This window comes from Streptomyces flaveolus (assembly GCF_014648815.1).
GTDB lineage: Bacteria > Actinomycetota > Actinomycetes > Streptomycetales > Streptomycetaceae > Streptomyces > Streptomyces flaveolus.
This window is the reverse complement of the sequence record NZ_BMRV01000016.1, coordinates 140,099-160,921: the sequence shown is the minus strand read 5'-3', so window position 1 is coordinate 160,921 and position 20,823 is coordinate 140,099. Positions and strand designations below refer to the sequence as shown.

The following is a 20,823-nucleotide window of genomic DNA, read 5'->3' as shown; positions in this document are numbered from 1 at the left end:
GTAGTGTGGCCGACGGCCGCGGGCAGTCCCGGCCGCCGAACACCTGGGAGGTGAGACCCATTACCGCTGTGTCGGCCCGGGTGCTCTCACCTCTCGGCAGTGCGGTCACCGGCCACCGGTGACCGGGAGAGCGCCCTTCGGTTCTCGAAAGGCTCTCGGCTTCCATGCCTCCACTGTTCCCGGCGTCCTCTTCTCCTTCCGCCTCCGCCTTCCCCTCCCGTGACTCCGTCGTGTCCGCGCTCCGCGCCGCGGGGTGCGTCTTCGCCGAGGACGAGGCGGAGCTGATCCTCGACGCCGCCCGCACCCCCGGCGAACTCGCCGCGCTGGTCGACCGCCGCGTCACCGGCCTCCCCCTGGAACTCGTCCTCGGCTGGGCCGAGTTCCACGGGCTGCGCATCGCCGTGGCGCCCGGTGTCTTCGTCCCCCGCCGCCGTACCGAGTTCCTCGTGGACCAGGCCCTCGCCCACGCGCCCGACGCGGGCGTCGTCGTGGACCTGTGCTGCGGTTCGGGCGCCGTCGGCGCGGCCCTGGCCGCCGCCCTCGACCGGCCCGAGGTGCATGCCGCCGACGTCGACCCGGCCGCCGTGCGCTGCGCCCGCGGCAACCTCACCGCCGCCGGCGGCCAGGTGCACACCGGCGACCTGTTCGACGCGCTGCCCGGCGCGCTGCGCGGGCGGATCGACATACTCGCCGCCAACGTGCCCTACGTCCCCACCGGGGAGGTCGCCCTGCTGCCCGCCGAGGCCCGCGACCACGAGCCGCTGGTCGCCCTCGACGGCGGCACCGACGGCCTCGACGTGCTGCGCCGGGTCGCCGCCGAGGCGTCCGGCTGGCTCGCGCCCGGCGGCTGCGTGCTGGTCGAGACGAGCGAACGCCAGGCCCCGGCCGCCGTCGACGCCTTCACCCGCGGCGGGCTGACCACTCGCCTCGCGGTCAGCGACGAGCTGTACGCGCAGGTGGTGATCGGCGTCAGGCGGTAGCGGAGCGCCGGTCTACTCCGGTGGAGTGGCCCGGGCGATCAGCAGGGCCACGTCGTCGGAGTTCTGCGGCTCGTGCAGCGTGCGCAGGAGCAGGTCGCAGACCTCCTCCAAGGGACGGTCCGGGCCCTCCAGCACGGCCAGGAGCGCGGCCAGCCGGTCGTCGATCGGCTGCTGGCGCGTCTCGACGAGACCGTCGGTGTAGAACACCAGCCGGTCGCCCGGTTCCAGATCGACGGTGGTGGTGGAGAAGGCGACGCCGCCCACCCCGAGCGGCACCCCGGTGGGCAGGTCCAGCAGCTCCGGAGGGCGGCCGGCGCGCAGCCGCACCGGCGGCAGGTGCCCGGCGTTGGCGATGCGGCACTGCCGGGCGTGCGGGTCGTGGACGGCGTACACACAGGTCGCGATGGCCTGGTCCAGGCCGGCCGTGGTCCGGTCGAGGTGTTCGAGCAGCAGCGCCGGATCCAGGTCCAGGGCGGCCAGTGTGTTCGTCGCGGTGCGCAGCCGTCCCATGGACGCCGCCGCCGTGATGCCGCTGCCCATCACGTCGCCCACGACCAGGGCCGTCTTGCAGCCCTCCAGCGGGATGACGTCGAACCAGTCGCCGCCGACCTCGCTGGTGGCCTCGGCGGGCTGGTACCGGGAGGCGACCTCCAGACCGCCCGTCACCCGCGGGTGGCTCGGCAGCATGCTGCGCTGCAGGGTGAGGGCGGCGTCGCGGGCGTTCTGGTACCAGCGGGCGTTGTCGATCTGCAGCGCCGCGCGCGCGGCCAGCTCCCGGGCCAGCAGCAGATCGTCCTCGTCGAACGGCATGGGATTGGCGGTCCGCTTCAGATCCAGGGCGCCGAGCACCTCGCCGCGCGCGATCAGCGGGACGGCGAGGTACGAGTGCACGCCGGCCCGGCGCAGCAGCTCGGCCGCCTCGGGTGAACGGGCGATGCGGGTCAGGTCCTCGTCCGTCACCTCGGCCACCATCACGGGCCGGGCGGTGCGCACGCACTCGGTGACCAGGCGCTCCGGCCCGTACCGGGCGACCTGTCCGGGCGGATCGGCCGCCCGCAGCGCCTCGGGGGCGTTGTCCGCCTGGACGGCCAGGGCCCGGATCACCGCGGGCTCGGCGGGGGCCAGGGTGCTGCGGCGGCCCTTGACCACGGCCTCCAGCAGGTCCACGGCCGCTATGTCGGCGAGGTCCGGCACGGCCACGTCGGCCAGTTCGCGGGCCGTGCGGTCCAGCTCCAGCGTGGTGCCGATCCGGGCGGAGGCGTCGGCGACGGCGGCGAGACGGCGCCGCGCGGCCTCCGCCTCGACGCCCGCCCGGTACTGCTCGGTGACGTCCACGATCGAGACGGCCACACCCAGCACCGCGCCGAGGGCGTCCTCCAGCCGGTACAGCGAGACCGACCAGGCATGGTCCTCGTCCGGGTCGGCCGGGGTCCGACCGGTCGCGGACTGGTCGACGACCGGCCGCCCGGTCTCCAGCACCCTGCGCGCCGCGCCCTCCAGCGCGTCGGCGCCCACCTCCGGCAGCACCTCCCGGATCGTGCGGCCGACATGGGCCTCGGCGGGGACGCCGTTGATCCGCTCCAGCGCCGGGTTGACCGACACGTACCGCAGGTCCGTGTCCAGGACCGCCAGTCCGATCGGGGACTGCGTGATCACCCGGGCGGACAGGGCCACGTCGTGCTCCAGTCGGCGCACCGTGGACCGGTCGACCGCGAGCCCGAGCGCGTAGACGTCGCCCCGGTCGTCGAGCAGCCGCATGTTGCGGAACTCGACCAGCCGGGTGGCGCCGTCCTTGCGGCGGACGGGGAAGGCGCCGGCCCAGCTCCGGCCGGTCTTCATCACGTCGGCGAACAGCTTCACGACCAGGTCGAGATGTTTCTCGTGGACCATGATCCGGGCGGCGTACTCACCCAGCGCCTCCTGGGCGGAGTAGCCGAACAGCTCCTCGGCCTGCGGGCTCCACAGCACGATCCGGCCCTCGGTGTCCAGCACGACCGAGGCCACGTTCAGCACGTCGAGCAGCCCGCTGGGACGCACGGGTCCGCGCGGCGGCTCGGCGCCCTCGAAACCGGCAGACCCGGCTGCACTCATCCCACGCCCCGCCTTCGCCGTTCCACGCGGCACGTCTTCGTGATGCCGACTCCTTTGTTCTACCGCGTTCCACCTCGTGCAGGGCCGTTTCTCCGAGGCCTCTGCCGTCCCCTCCAGCATCTCCCCGCGGCGCGGCTACCGCTCCGCGGGACGTGTCAGACCCGATGCGTCTTTGGTCTGTACATGACCAAGGCGGGCGGGCCAGACTGTGCGCCGAGTGCGTGCCGCCCGACCCCCACCGAGGAGCCGACTCATGCCCCTGCGCGCCCGGCAACGTTGTCACGCGGTCCTGACCGGACTTGCCGCCCTCGCCCTCTTCCTCGCCGCCCCGCCCGCCGGGGCCGCCGCCCCCGCCGCCGACACCTGGACCGAGGCCGGATCGGACCGGGCCGACCCGCTCACCGAGAGCCAGGGTCTGGCCTCGGTGGAGGTCCCAGCCGGCAGTCCGAACCGCTACACAGGGATCGGCACCGTCCCCTGGGGCCTCGCCGGCCGCGGCTGGAATCACGTCGGCGACCCCGACGCCTCTTATGACGGGCATTACGTCGAGCCGTACCAGCGTGACGACGGGAACTCGAAGATGTTCCGCGTGCAGGCGCCGGACGGCCGCTGGTCGGAGTACGTGCACACGCTGAGCGCGGGCGAGGCGCTGAACAACTCCTGGGCCGCGATCTCGCCGGACGGCCAGTGGATGCTGTCCGGCGAGTGGGGCACCATGAACCGGCTGCTGGTCTTCCCGACGCCCGGGGTCAACCCGGCCACCTCGCCCTCGGCGAACCTCCCGCAGGCGGCCACCGTCCACCTGGACCACGCCGTGCGCGACGTCCAGGGCTGCGACTTCCTCGACGCGACCACCCTGCTGTGCTCCTCCGACGACCCGGAGGGCACCCTCTTCGGGCTCACCAAGCCGCTGCTGCGGATCGACCTCTCCGCCGCGCCGGCCGGCACCGCCGACGTCACCGGCCGCGTCACCGCCCTGCAGCAGCTGCCGCTGCGCAGCGCCTGCTCCGGCGCCTTCGAGGCGGAGGGCGTCGACTACGACCGCCGTACCGGCACCCTGCGCGTGATCGTCGTCTCTCCGGGCTTCTGCGTGCTGACCGACAGCAAGACGTACCGCCTCACCCGGGGCTGAGACGCCGGCCACCGCCCGTGCCGGTAGTGCTCCGCCCGAGGTGGTGCTTTTCTGGGGGTATGGGTGCGGTTGCCGTGGGACGTCCACGCTCTGGATCGGTCAGCGGCACCGCACCGCGGCCAGGAGAGGAGCGATCACGATGGACGGCGAGCGACTGCATCCGGAGTCCGTCTCGGTGGAGCTGAGCGGATGCGACAAGGAGGACGCCCGCACCGTGTTCGACGCCCTGTGCGCGTGCTTCTCGTCCGACCGGCACGCGGGCGACGTGACCCGGGAGTACGACGACGTGCGCCCGACCGTGTGGCTCGGCACCTTCGACGTGGCCGACGCCCACCAGGGCCAGTGCGGTCCCACCCGGCTCCACGCGTCCGTGGAGGCCGACGTGCAGGGCGGCTACTGGGCGATCGAGCGATTCCGCACCACCCTGGACTCCCTGTTCACCGTGCACGACCTGAGCACGGCCTCCGGCGACCAGGAGCGCGAACTGCACGTACGGCTGGAGAGCCGCTGACCGGACCGGCCCGACGGGGCGGTGTGGTGTGCGCCGCCTCTTTGTGCAACTAGTTGCACAAAGAGGCGGCCGTCCTCTACAAAAGAGGCACGACACCGCGCACGGAGGGCCCGATGAGCCGTTACCCCCACCTGCTGAGCCCGCTCGACCTGGGCTTCACCACCCTGCCCAACCGGGTCCTCATGGGCTCCATGCACGTGGGCCTGGAGGAGGCCGAGCGCGGCTTCGAGCGCATGGCCGCCTTCTACGCCGCCCGGGCCCGCGGGGGAGTGGGCCTCATCGTCACCGGCGGCATCGCCCCCAACGACGAGGGCCGGCCCTACGAAGGCGGCGCCAAGCTCACCACCGAGGCGGAGGCCGCGCGGCACCGCGTCGTCACCGAGGCCGTGCACCGCGAGGGCGGCCGGATCGCCATGCAGATCCTGCACTTCGGCCGCTACGCCTACCACGCCGACCTCGTCGCCCCGAGCCCGCTCCAGGCGCCGATCAGCCCTCACGTGCCCCGCGAGCTGACCGACGACGAGGTCGAGCGGACCATCGACGACTACGCCCGCACCGCCCGCCTCGCCCGCGAGGCCGGTTACGACGGCGTCGAGATCATGGGCTCCGAGGGCTACCTCATCAACGAGTTCATCGCCACGCACACCAACCGGCGCACCGACCGCTGGGGCGGGTCCTACGAGAACCGCATGCGCTTCCCCGTCGAGATCGTCCGCCGGGTGCGCGAGGCGGTCGGCGAGGACTTCATCGTCGTCTACCGCCTGTCCATGCTCGACCTGGTCCCCGGCGGCTCCACGCTGGAGGAGGTCGTCACGCTCGCCAAGGCCGTCGAGGCCGCCGGAGCGACCATCATCAACACCGGCATCGGCTGGCACGAGGCCCGCATCCCCACCATCGCCACCTCCGTGCCGCGCGGCGCGTACACCTGGGTGACCAAGCGGCTGATGGGCGAGGTGTCGGTGCCGCTCGTCACGACCAACCGCATCAACACCCCCGAGGTGGCCGAGCAGTTGCTCGCCGAGGGCACCGCCGACATGGTGTCGATGGCCCGCCCGATGCTCGCCGACCCCGACTTCGTCGCCAAGGCGGAGGCCGGCCGCCCCGAGGCCATCAACACCTGCATCGGCTGCAACCAGGCCTGCCTCGACCACACCTTCGGCGGGAAGATCACCTCCTGTCTGGTCAACCCGCGCGCCTGCCACGAGACCGAGCTGGTCCTCTCCCCGACCCGGCTCCGCAAGCGCGTCGCCGTGGTCGGCGCCGGACCGGCCGGGCTGGCCTGCGCCGTGAGCGCGGCCGAGCGCGGCCACGAGGTCACCCTCTTCGACGCCGCCGGCGAGATCGGCGGCCAGCTCAACGTCGCCCGCAAGGTCCCCGGCAAGCAGGAGTTCGACGAGACCCTGCGCTACTTCCGGACCCAGCTCGACGCGCACGGCGTCGACGTACGGCTGAACACCCGGGTGGGCGCGGACGACCTCGCCGGCCACGACGAGGTCGTCGTCGCCACCGGCGTCACCCCGCGCGTCCCCGACATCCCCGGCGTCGACCACCCGAGCGTCCTCGGCTACCTGGACGTCCTGCGCGACGGCGCCCCCGTAGGCGACCGCGTCGCCATCCTCGGCGCGGGCGGCATCGGCTTCGACGTCGCCGAGTTCCTCACCGACGGCGGCGACAAGGCGCACGAGGACCCCGCCACCTACTTCCGCCTGTGGGGCGTCGACATGGACTACCGCGCGCCCGGCGGCCTCGCCGCACCCGAGCGCCCGGCACCGCCGCGCACCGTCCACCTGCTCCAGCGCAAGACGTCCAAGGTCGGCGCCGGTCTCGGCAAGACGACCGGCTGGATCCACCGCACCGAGCTCAAGCACCGCGGCGTCACCATGGTCCCGGGCGTGCGCTACGACCGGATCGACGACGCCGGCCTGCACGTCACGATCGGCGACGAGTCCACGGTGCTGGAGGTCGACACGGTCGTCCTGTGCACCGGCCAGGAGCCGCGCCGCGGCCTGTACGACGAGCTGGTCGCCGCCGGTCGCAGCGCCCACCTCATCGGCGGCGCCGACGTGGCCGCCGAACTGGACGCCAAGCGGGCCATCAAGCAGGGCACGGAACTGGCGGCGGCGCTGTAGGAGGCGTGCGGGAGCGGCGTGGGCCGTCCCTAGGATGAGCCCATGTCACTCCCGCACGCGATCCTCACCGCCCTGGTCGAAAAGCCGTCGTCGGGGCTGGAGCTGACCCGCCGGTTCGACAAGTCGATCGGCTACTTCTGGTCGGCGACGCACCAGCAGATCTACCGCGAGCTGGGAAAACTGGAAGCGCAGGGGCTGATCCGCGCACTGCCCGAGCAGCAGCCCGCCCGCGGGCAGAAGAAGAGCTACGAGGTCCTGCCCGCCGGCCGCGACGAACTGGCCCGGTGGACCGCTGCCGCGCAGGACCCGCGGCCCCTGCGGGACACCATGCTGCTGCGCCTGCGCGCCGCCGCCGTGGTCGGCACCACCGGCATCGAGGCGGACCTGCGACGCCATCTGGAGCTGCACGAACGGCAGTTGGCCGAGTACGAGGAGATCGAGGAGCGCGACTTCCCGCCCGGGAAGGACAGCGCGGAGGACCGGCTGCGGCACCTGGTGCTGCGCGCCGGCATCGACCTGGAGACCTTCTGGACCCAGTGGCTCAGGCACGCCCTGGCGGAATTCGCCGAACTGCCGGGCGACGACCCGTCATGACGCCCGCGCGGCGCGCTCAGAACCGGTACGGCTTCGAGCGCCGGCGCAGGAACCAGGCCGCGGCGATGACCCCGCCCCCCATCAGCGCGCTGCCCGTCACGAGGGTGACGGTGCTGTAGTCCTGGATGGCCCCGCCGACCCCGCCGAGGACCCCGCGCGGCGACGCGGACGGCGAGGGGGAGGCGGACCGGCTGGGGGAGGGCGAGGGCGAGGGCGCCGAGGACACGATGACGGTCTGGGTGCCGGCGGTGCTGTTGTTCGAGCACACCACGACGACCGTGTAGGTGCCCGGGGAGATGCCCGACCAGGCGGCGGACTGGCCCGCGCTGGTCCCCGACAGCGCGACCTGACGGCCCTCGGCGAAGCTGCCCTGGCTGCTGGTGAGCAGCGAGGCCGTGCCCCAGCTGCCGTTCAGCTGGGCGCAGGCGGTGGTCGTGACCGACACCGTGCTGCCGGTCGTGCTCACCGAGATCCCCGGACCCGCCGCGGCCGGACCCGCGGCCAGGGCGACGGGCAGCGCGGCGGCGGCTGCCACGGTCAGGCCGGAGCGGAGAAGTGGCGATGAGATGCGCATGTGGACTGCCCTCCGGCGGCACGGTTGGCGGACATCCCTTGCGCCGCCGAGATCGGTTCGCCCGTGCTGCCCCCTCAGGGGCAGCCAACAGGGCGGCGACCGGCTCCGCATGCGGAGCGCGACCGGCCAGGTGACGCGCTCACGGCCCTCCGCGCACCCGCCGGGGCGTCACCGCTCCCGGCCCGTCGTCACCGTCCGCTCCGCCGAGAAGCCGCCCCAGGTCCCGTCGGGCAGCTTGGCCCGGATCCGCACCCGGTGCGTGGTGCCGGCCTCCTGTCCGGCGTAGAAGCTGTACTCGGCCCGGTCGCGCGGCGCGTCGCCGCCGTACACGAGCGAGGTGGCCCTGCTGCCGTCCAGGTGGATCTCGTACTCGGTGACCACGCCGTCGGTGCGCGGCGGTACCCAGTCGAGGTCGATGTAGTACGCCCCGTCGGCGCGGTGGGTCGCCGCGCGCAGGCCGGTGGGCGCGGTGGCACGGCCGTCGTCGGCGCCCGGGGTGGTGAGGCGGACGACGGCACTGGCGGGGGAGACGTTGTCGGCGGCGTCCCGCGCCCGGACGGTGAACGCGTAGCGGGTGCCCGGACGCAGGCCGGTGACGACGGCCGCGGTCTGGGCGCCGCCGACGCTGTGGATCTTCGTGCCGCCCTGGTGGACGTCGTACGAGACGACGCCCCGGTCGTCCGTCGCCGCGGACCAGGTGAGCTGGACCGCCCGGCTGCCCGCCACCCGGCCGTGCGCACCCGGCGGCCGGGTGGGTGCGGAGCGGTCGGCGGCCGCGGCGGCCGGGGTCGTCGCCCGCACCTCCGCGCTGCTCGGCCCGAGCCGCCCGTCGGCGTCGCGCGCCCGCACGGTGAAGACGTAGGCGGTCGAGGGGTGGAGCCGGGTGACATCGACCATGCGGTCGGCGGCCGGCACCTCCGTCACCTTGGTGGCGCCGCGGTACACCTCGTAGGCCTCGACCCCGTCGACGGCGTTCCACATCACGTGCACGCTGGTCGCGCTGCCCGCCTCGGCGGTGACGCCCGTCGGCGCCCCCGGCGGACGGCCGCCCCCACCGTCGTCGCCGCCCGTGCCCCAGCCGCAGGACGAGGCCAGCGCGAGGGCCCCGCAGACCAGGGCGCAGCGGAGCAGCACCGAGCGGCGCGGGACGCGGTGGGGGGCGGGAACGGGAACGCCTCGCACGGCTCTGCCTCCCGGGGCGGCCAGACGGCAATGGTCCGGACCAATATGCCGCCGTGACGCGATCACATCAAGAGGGCCGCCATGGTCGATCGCCCGGACGGGTTACGTATCCTGGATACCTTGACGGTCCAAGTCCCCGTGCACTCAGGGGAGTTGTGGCCGGTTGCGCGGGCCGCTGTCGTCGCTGAACCCGCGCCGGCGCGGGCGGCCGGGCGGGCCGGAACCGGACCCGGCCCGCCCGCCCTCAGGGGGTGTCGTTCGGATCTTGCCGGGGTCGCGGGGTCCGGCACGCGCGGGTGCGTCTGCACGGCACCGTTGCCTGGAGTCTGCCTNTCCTAACGCCCCCCCCCCCCCGGGTCGCCCGCCCGGGTGCGCACCGTCTGGCCCTGTGATGGTGGTCCGCGCGCCCGATCCGGGGACAGATGGGGCCGAGTGTCCGTCCATGCCCCCCAGGAGAGGCCACAACGTGCGTGTCCAGTCGCTGACACTGGTCGCGGCCAGCGCCGCCCTGCTCGCCCCCACGGCGTTCCCCGCCGCACCGTCGCCGCCCCGGCCGGGCCCGCAGTCCCACGTCCGGCCGGTCCCCGAGGCCGCCACCCGGTCCCGGGCGGTGTCGGCGGCCGAGACCGCGGCCCGCCTCAGGCCGGAGCGCCGGGCCGGCTCCCGGTCCGGGGACCGGCCCGTACCCGGCCCGGACGCGGGTGCCCGACCCGCTGACGGCACACCCCGGGGACCCGTCCGCGCCGCCGACCTGCTCGCCAGGACCCGGGACTGCGCCCCCGTCTCGCACGGCCGCTACCGCAGTGACGCGGGGGCCCGGGCGGACATCCCGGTCTGCGGCACCCGGGACGCCGTCTTCTGGAAGGCCGACCTGGACATCGACTGCGACGGCCGGCGCGGCGCCCGCTGCAACGCCCGCACCGACCCGCACTTCACCGCCGCCACGGCCTACACCCGCTCCGACGGCGGCCCGCTGGACGCGGAGAAACTGCCCTACGTCGTCGTGCCCCAGCCCAGCGGCATCTGGGACCACCGGGCGGACGGCGTGCGCGGCGGCTCGGTCGTGGCCGTCGTCCACGGGGACCGGGTGGGGTACGCGGTCGTCGGCGACGTCGGCCCGCGCGACATCATCGGCGAGGCGTCCTACGCGGCCGCCAAGGCGCTCGGCGTCCCCGCCGACCCGAGCACCGGCGGCGTCGCCTCCGGGGTGACGTACATCGTCTTCAAGGACACCGGGACCGAGCCCCTCGAGGACACGGCAGCCACCGAGCGGACGGGGGAACGGCTGGCCCGGGAGTTCGCCGACGGCGACTGAGCGGCTGGGGCGACGACCGCCCGCCCCGGCACGTCGGCCCGCTCGGCCGGCGACCGGAGGCCGCGCGCGCCGTGCCGCCGCCCCTCCCGGCGCGCTACACCTTCCGGTAGGAGTACGCCTCGGCTGCCGCCGCCTCCACCGCCGCCAGGTCGGCGCCCGTCGCCGCCGTGACGACCGCGGCCACCGCGCCCTCGACGAACGGGGCGTCGATCAGACGGGTGTTGTCCGGCAGTTCGTCGCCCTCGGCCAGCAGGGCCTTGACGGTGAGCACCGCGCTGCCCAGATCGGCGAGAACGGCGACACCCGCGCCCCGGTCCACGGACGCGGCGGCCGCGGACACCAGCTCGGAGCTGGTGCCGAACCCGCCGGCCGCGGTGCCGCCCGCCGGAGCCACCGGCACCGCCGCGCCACCACCCGACAGGGCCTTCGTCAGTTCGGCCACGGACGCCGCGACCTCGGCACTGTGCGACACCAGCACGATCCCGACCAGCATCTCGTCACTCACCGGATGCCTCCTCCAGCCCCGCGATCAGCAGCGCCGCCGACGTGGCACCGGGATCCTGGTGCCCGATGCTGCGCTCGCCCAGATAACTCGCCCTGCCCTTGCGCGCCTGCAACGGCGTGGTCGCCTCGGCGCCCTCCTCGGCGGCGGCGCGGGCCGCGGCGAACGAGTCACCGAGGGCGTCCACGGCCGGCACCAGGGCGTCGATCATCGTCTTGTCGCCGGGCGCCGCGCCCCCGAGCGTCCGGACCGCGTCCACCCCCGTCCGCAACGCCTCGGCCAGCTGCTCCGCGCTCACCTCGGCGCTGTCGCCGAGCGCCTTGCCGGTGCGGCGCAGCAGCGTCCCGTACAACGGTCCCGAGGCGCCGCCGACCGTCGAGATGAGCTGCCGCCCGGCGAGCATCAGGACCGCGCCGGGCGTGTCGGGTGCCTCCTTCTGCAGCGTGGCCGTCACGGCCGTGAACCCGCGCTGGAGATTGCTGCCGTGGTCGGCGTCGCCGATGGGCGAGTCGAGGGCGGTGAGCCGTTCCGCGTCGCGGTCGACCAGCGCGGCGGTCGCCGTCATCCAACGGCGGAAGAAGTCGGCGTCGAGCACAGGATCTCCTTGCCTGGTAGGTACGTTCCGATCCCTTCCCCGTCCACCGTCACATGCCCCACCGCAGCCCGGGCGTCCTCACCGGCGCGTCCCACAGGCCGAGCAGCTCCTCGTCGATCGCGCACAGGGTGACCGAGGCGCCGGCCATGTCGAGGGAGGTCACGTAGTTGCCGACGAGGGTGCGGGCGACGGCGACACCGCGCTCGCCGAGCACGCGCTGCACCTCGGCGTTGAAGCCGTACAGCTCCAGCAGCGGAGTGGCGCCCATGCCGTTCACGAGGACCAGCACGGGACTGCTGGGGGCGAGATCGGTCAGCACCGCGTCCACGGCGGCCTCGGCGATCTCGCCCGAGGTCATCATCGGCCGCCGCTCGCGGCCGGGCTCCCCGTGGATGCCGATGCCGAGCTCCAGTTCACCGGCGGGCAGGTCGAAGGTGGGGCTGCCCTTGGCCGGTGTGGTGACGGCGCTGAGCGCGACACCGAAGCTCCGGGAACTGTCGTTGACCCGTCGGGCGAGCGCCTCCACCTGCTCCAGCGGACGGCCTTCCTCCGCCGCGGCGCCCGCGATCTTCTCCACGAACAGCGTGGCCCCCGTGCCGCGCCGCCCCGCCGTGTACAGGCTGTCCGTCACCGCCACGTCATCGTTGACCAGCACCTTCGCGACGCGGATGCCCTCGTCCTCGGCCAGTTCGGCGGCCATGTCGAAGTTGAGCACGTCACCGGTGTAGTTCTTGACGATGAACAGCACCCCGGCCCCGCTGTCCACGGCCGCCGCGGCGCGCACCATCTGATCCGGCACCGGCGAGGTGAACACCTCGCCCGGGCAGGCCGCCGTCAGCATCCCCGGCCCCACGAACCCGCCGTGCAGCGGCTCGTGCCCCGACCCTCCGCCGGACACCAGGGCGACCTTCCCGCCCACGGGGGCGTCCCGCCGCACGATCACCCGGTTCTCGACATCCACGGTCAGCTCGGGATGGGCGGCGGCCATACCTCGCAACGCGTCCGCGACCACGGTCTCCGGGACGTTGATGAGCATCTTCACGGGTACCTCCTGGGAAAGGTGGCAGGCCAGTCGCTGACCTGTGTCTTCGCTGGTCAGAGTGGCGAGGTCGGTTGGTGATCTCGTACGGTCGGGCGGGCGCCGGCCGTGATGCCGCTCTCGGCAGTATCGGCCCTGCGGCAGCGAAGGTCACGTGCGAGAAGGGCATGGGCGCGCCCCGGTCGTGAACCAGGACGTGCTCGGTTGCGGTCCGGATGGCGATTTCTCCGCGCGCCGGGCCTCGTCCGCCCTGCGGTCACCGGACACCCTCGCGTGCAGGCCGAGTCCTCGGCCTGCCACTGGCTCGCGTCGGTCTTGAGCAGGTCGGTCCAGCGTCCCGAGCGCGTCTCGGTCGGCTTGCTCGGCGCCCGCGGTGGCCCGTCTGCCATGGTCGCGGAGCATCATGTGCTTCCGCTGACGCGTGCGGCCGACCCTCGGCTGTTTCCGCTGAGGCGCGTCCGACCGTGCCGAACGGTGACCAGCCCTCCGAGGACGTGTCGGAGCCCCGGATCGACGACGATCGGCAACTGCCGGGTCACCTCCTCAGCCATCAGGTTTCCGCCCCAGTGGCAGGGGCAGGCGCATCATCAGCGTCGATGAAGGGACCGACATGAGTACCGGGGAGAAGGCCAAGGCCACGACCGAGCAGGTGGTCGGGAAGGCGGTCAGGAAGCTGGCCCACGCGATGGGCAAGGACACCACCGCCGCCAAGGGCGCCGCACTGGAGGCACGGGGCAAGGCCCGAGCAACCAAGGAGGGCGCGAAGGGCAGCATCCGCCACTGATCGCCCCGGGGGTGGTGCAGAAGGACGGGGCCCGGCGCGCGAAGCGCCGGGCCCCGTCTCACACCGTCATCACGCCCCTCGTGCCCGCCGAGCGATCTCGCTGTGGTGGCCGCTTGCCGCCGGCGCCCTGTACGTCCTGACTCCGGTCCACCGGCCAGGCTTCAGCCGGCGATGACGGCGACGCCCGTCCTGCCCCCGTCGACGTCCACCACGGTCCCGTGCACGAAGGCCGCCTCGTCACTGGCCAGCCAGACCACGGCATGCGCGATGTCCTCCGGCGTGCCGACCCCGCCGGCCGGAGTGCCCTTCATCATGACTTCGCCCGCGTGAGGCTCGCCGCCTTCCGGTGTCGGGGGCAGGATCACGCCCGGTGAGACGGCGTTCACCCGCACGCCCATCGGCCCGAATTCGGCGGCCCAGGCCCGCGTGAGCGTCTCCATGGCCCCCTTCGTGGAGCTGTAGAGCGCACCGAGAGGAACGCCCAGGCGCGTGATCCACGAGCCGAGGTTGACGACCACCCCGCCTCCGCTCTCCGCCATGGCCGGAGCGACGGCGGCGGTGAGGAAGAAGGGCGCCTTCACGTTGACCGCGTAGACCTGGTCGAACGTCTCTTCGTCCGTGTCGGCGGTACCGGGCGCCGGGTAGACGCCGGCGTTGTTCACCAGAAGGTCGATCCGCCCGCCCAGAGCCTCGCGGGCCCGCCGGGCCAGGTCCCGGGAGGCCTCCGCGCTGCCGTCGAGTTCGGCCCGCAGGAAGTCGGCCCGCCCGCCGGCCGCGCGGATCCCCGCGACGACCAGGTCGCCCCGTTCCGGATTGCGTCCGGACACGATCACATGAGCCCCCTCGGCAGCGAACTCCTCGGCGATCGCCTGCCCGATGTTGCTGGTCGATCCCGTGACCAGGGCCGTCTTGTTCCGCAGTCGTCCATTCATGACGCGCTCTCCTGTGTCTCGCCTTGTGCGGACACCGTGCGGCGCAGAAAATGGACCGGCAAGTCCAGAAAAGGGAGGCCGGATGCCGGACGCACTGACCGCGAAGGGCCGGGCCACCCGGGCCCGTATCGTCGAAGGGGCCGCCGAGGTGCTGCGCGAGCAGGGCGTCGCCCACACGACGCTCGACGACATCCGCGGCCGCACCGGCACGAGCAAGAGTCAGCTCTTCCACTACTTCCCCGACGGCAAGGACGAACTGCTGCTGGCGGTAGCCAGGTTCGAGGCGGGCCGCGTCCTGGAGGACCAACAGCCGCACCTCGGGCGTCTGGACACGTGGCAGTCCTGGCAGCAGTGGCGGGACGTCGTGGTGGAGCGCTATGAACGCCACGGCGACACCTGCCCCCTGGGGGCACTGTTCCTGCAGGTCGGGCGGTCCAGCCCCGGCGCGCAGGCGATCGTGTCGGAGTTGATGCGCCAGTGGCAGCACCAGCTCGCCCGCGGCATGCGCGCCCTGCAGTCGAACGGACTGGTGTCGCCGTCCCTGGACGTGGACCGGGCATCCGCCGCGCTCCTGGCCGGCATCCAGGGAGGCGTGGTCATCATGATGTCCACCGGCGACTCGACCCACCTCCGGGCGGCGCTCGACACGGGCATCGACCACCTCCACGCCTGGGGGTGTCACCGTGCCGGCGACGGCGAGCAGAGGTACCCGCTGCATGGGCTGCCCCGAGGCTGACGGTCTCCCCCAGGGCGTGCACGGCGCACCGCCGGACCGACCTGCCCCCGTTGCCCACAGGTCCGAGGCGCGTGTGCGGCCGGCCCGTTCCGGTCCTCATGGACACCCGCCATCGGAAGACGGCGCACGCCTGCCTACTGATGGAGCGGGTCCGGGGCGAGGGTGACGGTCATCCACGGCACAGCGGATTCACGAAAGCTGTGCCCTGCAGGGCAGGAGCACAGACGGGGGTCGTCCGGGGCACCGGTGACCGCGTAGGAGATCTCCCCACACTGGCAGCCACCTGTCCGCGGAACCGGTGCGGTGGTCGGTTCGGTCATTCCGCTGTGCGACATTCGGCCAGCCCCGATGGCTTTGTGCCATTCGTCGGCAATCCAGTCACCACATCACTGAGGCCCCGCTACATAAGGAGGCCGGGGTGACGCACGGCCGTCCCCCGTGGTGCCGGCCGATCGGGTGGGGGAGGTTGGTGCGCTTGCTGGCCATCGACGTGGCGGTGCTGCTCGCCGGCGTCGGCGCACTGTCTCCGGCGGTGCGCACCGCACGCCACGGGTCTGGGGAGCGGGGGAGTGATGGCATCGCGTCGACGGCGTCGGCGTTCGAAGAAGCGGACGCGCAGGCAGCTGCAAGGCTGGGGTGCGGTGGCGGCGGTGGCCACCGCCGTGTGGGTGGCCCGGCACTGGTCGGTGGTGTGGCCCGTCCTGGTGGCCGTGCTCGTCGCGGCCATGGTGGGCGGGACCGGCTGGGCGCTGCTGCGGACACACCGTCGAGCGGTCGGGCAGGACCGCGCGTGGCGGGCCCAGGAGGAGGCCAGGGCGCGAGAGTTGTCGATGGCCGAGGTCGACGCGTTGTCGTGGCAGGACTTCGAGGCGTACGTCGGCGATCTGTGCCGGCGCGACGGTTGCACGAAGGTCGTCGTCAGCGGCAAGAGCGGCGACCTGGGAGCGGATGTCCTCGGCTACCTGCCCGACGGCCGCAAGCTGGTTGTCCAGTGCAAGAAATACGCGCCGCACCGGAGTGTGGGCTCCCAGGACATGCAGAAGTTCGTCGGCACCGCCCGCCTCGAACACGGCGCCGATGTCGCGTTGTTCGTCACCACCGGCCGCACGTTCACGAAAGCGGCGCTGGGCCTGGCGCTGCGCCAGGACATCGTGGCCCTGCATCGCGACCTGCTGGGCTCCTGGGTCAAGGGCGCTCACCTGGAGACCCTGCTCCCGCTGAACGGCAGCGGTAGCGGTACCTGGCGGCGCCCCTCTGCCTGACCCGCGAGGTCCGTCAGGGCGAGGCGGCTTGGTGAGGGACAGAAAAGCCGGTGCGCGCCTTCGAGTCGAAGGGCACCGGCCCGGAGAGCGTCCTCGCTTCCGCGGGCTACGACGTGTGGGGTGCCGGCTGCGGTCCGAGGGACATCAGGACGAGGACGGTCCCCCGGACGACGAGTCCGCCGAGCAGGGCCGTGAGGACGTCGTCGACGTGGAGGCCGTAGCCCATCTGTGAACCGATCCAGGAGACGAGCAACCAGAGCAGTGTGTCCTGGACGACCCCGATGGCACCGAGAATCAGGAGCATCACCGGCGGCGCGCTTCTGATGGCACTCGGATAGCTGTGGATCAGCTGGTTGACGATGAGGAAGACGGCGCCGGCCAGGACCACCTCCCAGGGCGGCGCGTCGATCACCGCGGTGATCCCGGGAAGCAGGACGGTGGCGAGGGCCACACCCAGATACGTGCCCAGCAGTCGTCTTCGTCTGTACATGGCGCGATCATCGCGGTCGGGGGTCGGACCGGACAAGAGCCCGTCGACGAGAGGGATTGCGGCCTCACTCGCGAACCGCGCAGGAGCGTGTCGACGACGACGTCCGCCGCCTGGGCGGGGGTCAGCTCGGGAATTTGCCGGGACACGAGGTGCATGAGCTGGGGCAGCAGGGCCTTGACAGGTGATTGTGGTGAGTGCAAGAGCTCTGGTCGGCGCGAGAAGTGACTGCTGCCGCTCCGCCAGGGCCGCGGGACGCGCACACGGATCAGTCCCCTGCCGTCGTCCCCTCCCGGGTGTGGACGTACAGGCGGCGCCTGTCGCCGACGTCGACCGGCTGCGGCAGGGGGAGTTCGTAGCGCACCGGCCGGGCGTGGTCGGCCAGTTGCCGGCGCGGGTTGTAGACCTGGTTGAACTTCCACAGCATGCGGGCGAAGTTGGTCTGCCCGTGCAGCAGGTTGCGGCCGAGGATGCGGGCCGCGCCGAAGGCGGTGCGCAGGCCCAGGTGCTTGCGGTTGATCACGGCCTGGGTGCGCACCAGTTCCTCGTAGAAGCGCTCCAGGGGCAGTGCGGTCGGGACCACGGCGTGCTGGATGTCGAAGAGCCGGTAGTCGCGGGTGGTGAGCCGGCGCGACTCCGTGTGCCAGATCTCCGTACCCGGATAGGGCGTCATCACCGTGAAGTGAACGATCTCCGGCACCGAGAGGGCGAACTCCCGTACGACCCGGAAGCGCTCCTCGTCCCACGCCGGATCGACGATCAGGTTGATGGCGACCTGGATGCCCATCCGGCGGGCCGCCTCCAGGGCGCGGAGGTTCTCGTCCGGGCTGATCCGCTTGCGGAACAGGTCCAGTCCCTCGGCGTCGATGGCCTCCATGCCCAGGAACATGTAGCGCAGGCCCAGCCGTGCCCACCGTTCGAAGACTTCGGGGTGACGCAGCAGCACGTCGCTGCGCGTCTCCAGGTAGTACTGCTTGCGGATGCCGCGCCGCTCGACCTCGGCGGCGATGGCGTTGCCGTGGTCGGGCTTGATGAAGGCCACGTCGTCGACGATGAACACGTTCGGTTCGCGGATCCGCGCCAGGTCCTCGGCGGCCGCCTCGGGGGAGGCCTTGCGGTAGCTGCGGCCGTAGAACGTCCAGGCGGAGCAGAACGAGCAGTCCCAGGGACAGCCGCGCGTGAACTCGATGGAGGCGCACGGGTCGAGTTCGCCGATGAAGTAGCGGCGGCGGTTGCGCATCAGGTCACGGGCCGGGAGCGGGGAGTCGATGCCGTGCATCATCAGCGGCGCCGGCCCCCGCCCGGAGGCGGTGATGATCCCGGGGACGCCGTCCACCCCGCCGTCGCGCACCGCCTCCAGCAGCGGCGCGACGGCCGGTTCACCCTCGCCCCGGACCACCGCGTCCACCGCTCCGGACGCCTGGGCGAGCACGTCCTCGGCGACGAAGGAGACACTGTGCCCGCCGAAGAAGACGAAGCAGCCGGGGACCTCCCGCTTGATCTTCGCGGCCAGGTCGATCGCCTCGGGGATGTTCGCCAGGTAGTTCAGCGAAAAGCCGACGGCTTCGGGCCGGAACGACCGGACCTCGTCGCGCAGGCGCGCGACCGGGAGCACCTGGAGGTCCACGACCCGCACCTCGTGCCCGGCCTCCCGGGCGGCGCCGGCCACCCGTTCCAGGCCGAGGGGTTCCAGCCGCAGGAAGATCTCGGAGTACATCAGGGCGCTGGGGTGGACGAGCAGCACACGCATGGTCACCTCGTCGCGGGGTCGGGGCGGACCGGAACGGAGGGGAACCGGACGGGAACGACCTTCCCTTCCTAACCCGGCGGACCCGCTCCCGCACGGCCCGTACCGCCGTCCGGCGGGCTGGCGATGCCGGACGGCACCCGGGCGGACCAGCGGCACGCCCACCAGGTGAGCGCCGCGGGAGCCGGTCAGGCGTAGTGGCGGTAGACGGCCTGGGCCACGCAGGCCGGCTTGTCGCTGCCCTCGACCTCGACGGTGAACGTCAGCGGCATCTGCACGCCGTTGCCCTTCACCTCCTCCACGGTGCCGACGGCGCCGTGCAGGCGGATCTTCGCGCCGACCGGGACCGGACTGGGAAAACGGACCTTGTCCAGGCCGTAGTTGACACTCATGGAGATGCCGGTGATGTCCAGCAGTTCACCGAAGAGCGGGATGATCAGGGAGAGCGTGAGGTACCCGTGGGCGATCGGACCGCCGAACGGGCCGTCCTCGGCCTTCTCCGGGTCCGTGTGGATCCACTGGTGGTCGTCGGTCGCGTCCGCGAAGGTGTTCACCCGGTCCTGGGTGATCTCCCGCCACTCGGTGCGCCCGAGGTCGGTGCCGCCGAGGGCCTTGAGTCCGTCGATTCCATGGGCGGTGATGGGCATGAAAGATCCTTTCGAAGGCACAGCAGGGTGCGTCACGAGGGGGAGTGGTGGGCCGGTCCGTCCGCGTACAGGTCGCGGACGGCGGACTTGACGATCTTGCCGGAGGCCGTGCGGGGCAGACGGTCCGTGAGGATCACGGACTTGGGGATCTTGTACTTGGCGAGTCGGCCCCGGAGGTGGCCGAGGAGGGCGTCCTCGTCCGCGAGGGCCCCGGGCCTGAGGACGACGACGGCGCGGCCGACCTCGCCCCAGACCCGGTCGGGCACACCGATGACCGCGCACTCGTCCACGGCGGGATGGGTGAGGAGCACGTCCTCCACCTCGGCCGGATAGACGTTCTCGCCGCCCGACACGAACATGTCCTTCACGCGGTCCACGATGTAGGCGTAGCCGTCCGCGTCGGTACGGGCGACGTCACCGGTGCGCAGCCAGTCCCCGTCGGTGAAGGCGGCCTCGGTGTCCTCCGGCCGGCCCCAGTAGCCGGTCATCACGTTGGGGCCCCGCACGAGGATCTCCCCCCGCTGCTCCGGCCCGGCGTCGCTGCCGTCGGGCAGGACCACCCGGGTGTCGGTGAAGAAGTGCGGCACGCCGGCGGAGCCCGCCTTCGCCGAGGTCTGCTCCTTGTCCAGGAAGAGGACCCCGGGGGATGCCTCGGTCATGCCGTACCCCTGGCTGAAGGCCAGGCCACGGGCCAGGTACGTGGCGATGGTGCGTGCCGGCACCGGTGCGCCGCCGCAGGTGACGGTGCGCAGGCTGGACAGGTCCGTGGTCGCCCACCGGGGCCGTGCCGCCATCGCGTCGTACATCGTGGGGACGGCGAACAGGTGGGTCACGCGCCGGCTCTCGATGGTCTCCAGCACCTGCTCGGCATCGAAGGCGCCGAGCAGGACCACGCGGCCGCCCTTGAGGAGGGTCGGCAGGCACGTCATGTTGAGACCGGCGGTGTGGAACAGCGGGGCGACGACCAGGGTGACCTCGTCACCGGCGAGGTCGGTGTCGACGAGGACGTTGACGCTGTTCCAGATGATGTTGCCGTGGGAGAGGACGGCGCCCTTGGGGCGGCCCGTCGTTCCCGAGGTGTACATGATCATGCACGGGTCCTCGGGAGCCACGGCGACGTCCAGGGGGCCGGCCGCGCCGCCCGCGACCAGCTCCTCGTAGCCGAGGGCACCGACCTCGGGACCGTCCAGCGCGACCCGGTGGCGCAGCCCCGCCTCGTCGGCGGCGGCGCGGGCGGCCGGGGCCTGCTCCGGTCCGTGGACGAGGACGGTGCTGCCCGAGTCGGACAGGTTGTACGCCAGTTCCGGAGCCGCCAGCCGGGTGTTGAGCGGGACGAACACCGCGCCGAGGGCGCCGGCGGCGAACAGGGTCTCCAGGAAGGCCGGATGGTTGGGGCCCAGGTAGGCGACGCGGTCACCGCGCCCCGTGCCCAGCGCGCGCAGGCCGTGGGCGAGGCGCAGGACGCGCCGGTGCAGGTCGCGGTAGGTCCAGGAGCGCTCCTCGTGGACGACGGCGACCCGGTCGGGTGTCTTGCGGGCCCGGCGGGCCGGCCATGAGCCGAGGCCTTGGTTCAGCACGAGGACT

Annotated in this window: 20 protein-coding genes; 9 read left to right on the top strand and 11 right to left on the bottom strand. The window is 72.9% G+C overall.

What is annotated here, in order from left to right; translation table 11 throughout:
• Positions 1–164: 164 nt before the first annotated feature.
• Positions 165–980 carry a putative protein N(5)-glutamine methyltransferase gene (locus IEZ05_RS30305; RefSeq protein WP_189233471.1) on the top strand — a complete coding sequence of 272 codons (816 nt, stop codon included), beginning with the start codon at positions 165–167 and terminating at the stop codon, positions 978–980.
• A gap of 12 nt (positions 981–992) precedes the next feature.
• Here IEZ05_RS30305 and IEZ05_RS30300 read toward each other — a convergent pair whose 3' ends face one another.
• Positions 993–3,071, bottom strand: a complete 2,079-nt coding sequence (locus tag IEZ05_RS30300) for a SpoIIE family protein phosphatase (protein ID WP_189233470.1) — start codon at positions 3,069–3,071, stop codon at positions 993–995.
• Between the two features lie 253 nt (positions 3,072–3,324).
• Between IEZ05_RS30300 and IEZ05_RS30295 the strand changes: the two genes are divergently transcribed.
• The 4 genes from IEZ05_RS30295 (at position 3,325) to IEZ05_RS30280 (ending at position 7,437) form a co-directional block, all read left to right on the top strand.
• Positions 3,325–4,203, top strand: a complete 879-nt coding sequence (locus IEZ05_RS30295) for a hypothetical protein (RefSeq protein ID WP_189233469.1) — start codon at positions 3,325–3,327, stop codon at positions 4,201–4,203.
• A gap of 139 nt (positions 4,204–4,342) precedes the next feature.
• Positions 4,343–4,714 carry a hypothetical protein gene (locus IEZ05_RS30290; RefSeq protein WP_189233468.1) on the top strand — a complete coding sequence of 124 codons (372 nt, stop codon included), beginning with the start codon at positions 4,343–4,345 and terminating at the stop codon, positions 4,712–4,714.
• A gap of 113 nt (positions 4,715–4,827) precedes the next feature.
• Positions 4,828–6,843, top strand: coding sequence for an NADPH-dependent 2,4-dienoyl-CoA reductase (locus tag IEZ05_RS30285; protein WP_189233467.1), 2,016 nt, complete (start codon positions 4,828–4,830; stop codon positions 6,841–6,843).
• A 42-nt stretch (positions 6,844–6,885) separates the two neighbouring features.
• A complete protein-coding gene (locus IEZ05_RS30280) occupies positions 6,886–7,437 on the top strand; it encodes a PadR family transcriptional regulator (RefSeq protein WP_189233466.1) in 552 nt (183 codons plus the stop codon).
• 16 nt (positions 7,438–7,453) lie between these two features.
• Here the strand turns inward: IEZ05_RS30280 and IEZ05_RS30275 are convergent, their stop codons facing one another.
• Both IEZ05_RS30275 and IEZ05_RS30270 read right to left on the bottom strand, forming a co-directional pair.
• On the bottom strand, positions 7,454–8,011 hold the full coding sequence (locus tag IEZ05_RS30275; RefSeq protein ID WP_189233465.1) for a hypothetical protein: 558 nt from the start codon (positions 8,009–8,011) through the stop codon (positions 7,454–7,456).
• Positions 8,012–8,179: 168 nt separating this feature from the next.
• On the bottom strand, positions 8,180–9,193 hold the full coding sequence (locus IEZ05_RS30270) for a fibronectin type III domain-containing protein (RefSeq protein ID WP_189233464.1): 1,014 nt from the start codon (positions 9,191–9,193) through the stop codon (positions 8,180–8,182).
• 466 nt (positions 9,194–9,659) lie between these two features.
• Between IEZ05_RS30270 and IEZ05_RS30265 the strand changes: the two genes are divergently transcribed.
• Positions 9,660–10,508: a glycoside hydrolase family 75 protein gene (locus tag IEZ05_RS30265; protein WP_189233463.1), complete on the top strand. Its 849-nt coding sequence runs from the start codon at positions 9,660–9,662 to the stop codon at positions 10,506–10,508.
• A 94-nt stretch (positions 10,509–10,602) separates the two neighbouring features.
• On the opposite strand, the gene IEZ05_RS30260 is transcribed toward IEZ05_RS30265, so the two are convergent.
• Genes IEZ05_RS30260 through dhaK form a run of 3 tightly spaced genes read right to left on the bottom strand, consistent with a single transcriptional unit; the run spans position 10,603 to position 12,647 of the window.
• Positions 10,603–11,013, bottom strand: a complete 411-nt coding sequence (locus tag IEZ05_RS30260) for a PTS-dependent dihydroxyacetone kinase phosphotransferase subunit DhaM (RefSeq protein ID WP_189233462.1) — start codon at positions 11,011–11,013, stop codon at positions 10,603–10,605.
• Entirely contained in the window at positions 11,006–11,605 is a 600-nt protein-coding gene (dhaL, locus tag IEZ05_RS30255; protein WP_189233461.1) for a dihydroxyacetone kinase subunit DhaL, read from the bottom strand. The genes IEZ05_RS30260 and dhaL overlap by 8 nt, the downstream gene beginning before the upstream one ends.
• A 49-nt stretch (positions 11,606–11,654) precedes the next feature.
• Positions 11,655–12,647, bottom strand: a complete 993-nt coding sequence (gene dhaK, locus IEZ05_RS30250; protein WP_189233460.1) for a dihydroxyacetone kinase subunit DhaK — start codon at positions 12,645–12,647, stop codon at positions 11,655–11,657.
• A gap of 607 nt (positions 12,648–13,254) precedes the next feature.
• Between dhaK and IEZ05_RS30245 the strand changes: the two genes are divergently transcribed.
• Positions 13,255–13,428 carry a hypothetical protein gene (locus IEZ05_RS30245; RefSeq protein ID WP_189233459.1) on the top strand — a complete coding sequence of 58 codons (174 nt, stop codon included), beginning with the start codon at positions 13,255–13,257 and terminating at the stop codon, positions 13,426–13,428.
• Positions 13,429–13,589: 161 nt separating this feature from the next.
• On the opposite strand, the gene IEZ05_RS30240 is transcribed toward IEZ05_RS30245, so the two are convergent.
• Complete coding sequence (locus IEZ05_RS30240) at positions 13,590–14,360, bottom strand: SDR family NAD(P)-dependent oxidoreductase (protein ID WP_189233458.1); 771 nt, start codon at positions 14,358–14,360, stop codon at positions 13,590–13,592.
• An 82-nt stretch (positions 14,361–14,442) separates the two neighbouring features.
• Between IEZ05_RS30240 and IEZ05_RS30235 the strand changes: the two genes are divergently transcribed.
• A complete protein-coding gene (locus IEZ05_RS30235) occupies positions 14,443–15,096 on the top strand; it encodes a TetR/AcrR family transcriptional regulator (RefSeq protein WP_189233457.1) in 654 nt (217 codons plus the stop codon).
• Positions 15,097–15,668: 572 nt separating this feature from the next.
• A complete protein-coding gene (locus IEZ05_RS30230) occupies positions 15,669–16,358 on the top strand; it encodes a restriction endonuclease (protein WP_189233456.1) in 690 nt (229 codons plus the stop codon).
• 106 nt (positions 16,359–16,464) lie between these two features.
• Here IEZ05_RS30230 and IEZ05_RS30225 read toward each other — a convergent pair whose 3' ends face one another.
• From IEZ05_RS30225 to IEZ05_RS30210, 4 genes are all read right to left on the bottom strand, one after another.
• Positions 16,465–16,848: a phage holin family protein gene (locus IEZ05_RS30225; protein ID WP_189233455.1), complete on the bottom strand. Its 384-nt coding sequence runs from the start codon at positions 16,846–16,848 to the stop codon at positions 16,465–16,467.
• 265 nt (positions 16,849–17,113) lie between these two features.
• The gene (gene hpnR, locus IEZ05_RS30220; protein ID WP_189233454.1) at positions 17,114–18,595 is read right to left on the bottom strand and encodes a hopanoid C-3 methylase HpnR; all 1,482 of its coding nucleotides are present in this window, start codon (positions 18,593–18,595) and stop codon (positions 17,114–17,116) included.
• A 185-nt stretch (positions 18,596–18,780) separates the two neighbouring features.
• Complete coding sequence (locus IEZ05_RS30215; RefSeq protein WP_189233453.1) at positions 18,781–19,239, bottom strand: MaoC family dehydratase; 459 nt, start codon at positions 19,237–19,239, stop codon at positions 18,781–18,783.
• Between the two features lie 32 nt (positions 19,240–19,271).
• Complete coding sequence (locus tag IEZ05_RS30210; RefSeq protein WP_189233452.1) at positions 19,272–20,816, bottom strand: acyl-CoA synthetase; 1,545 nt, start codon at positions 20,814–20,816, stop codon at positions 19,272–19,274.
• Positions 20,817–20,823 lie beyond the last annotated feature (7 nt).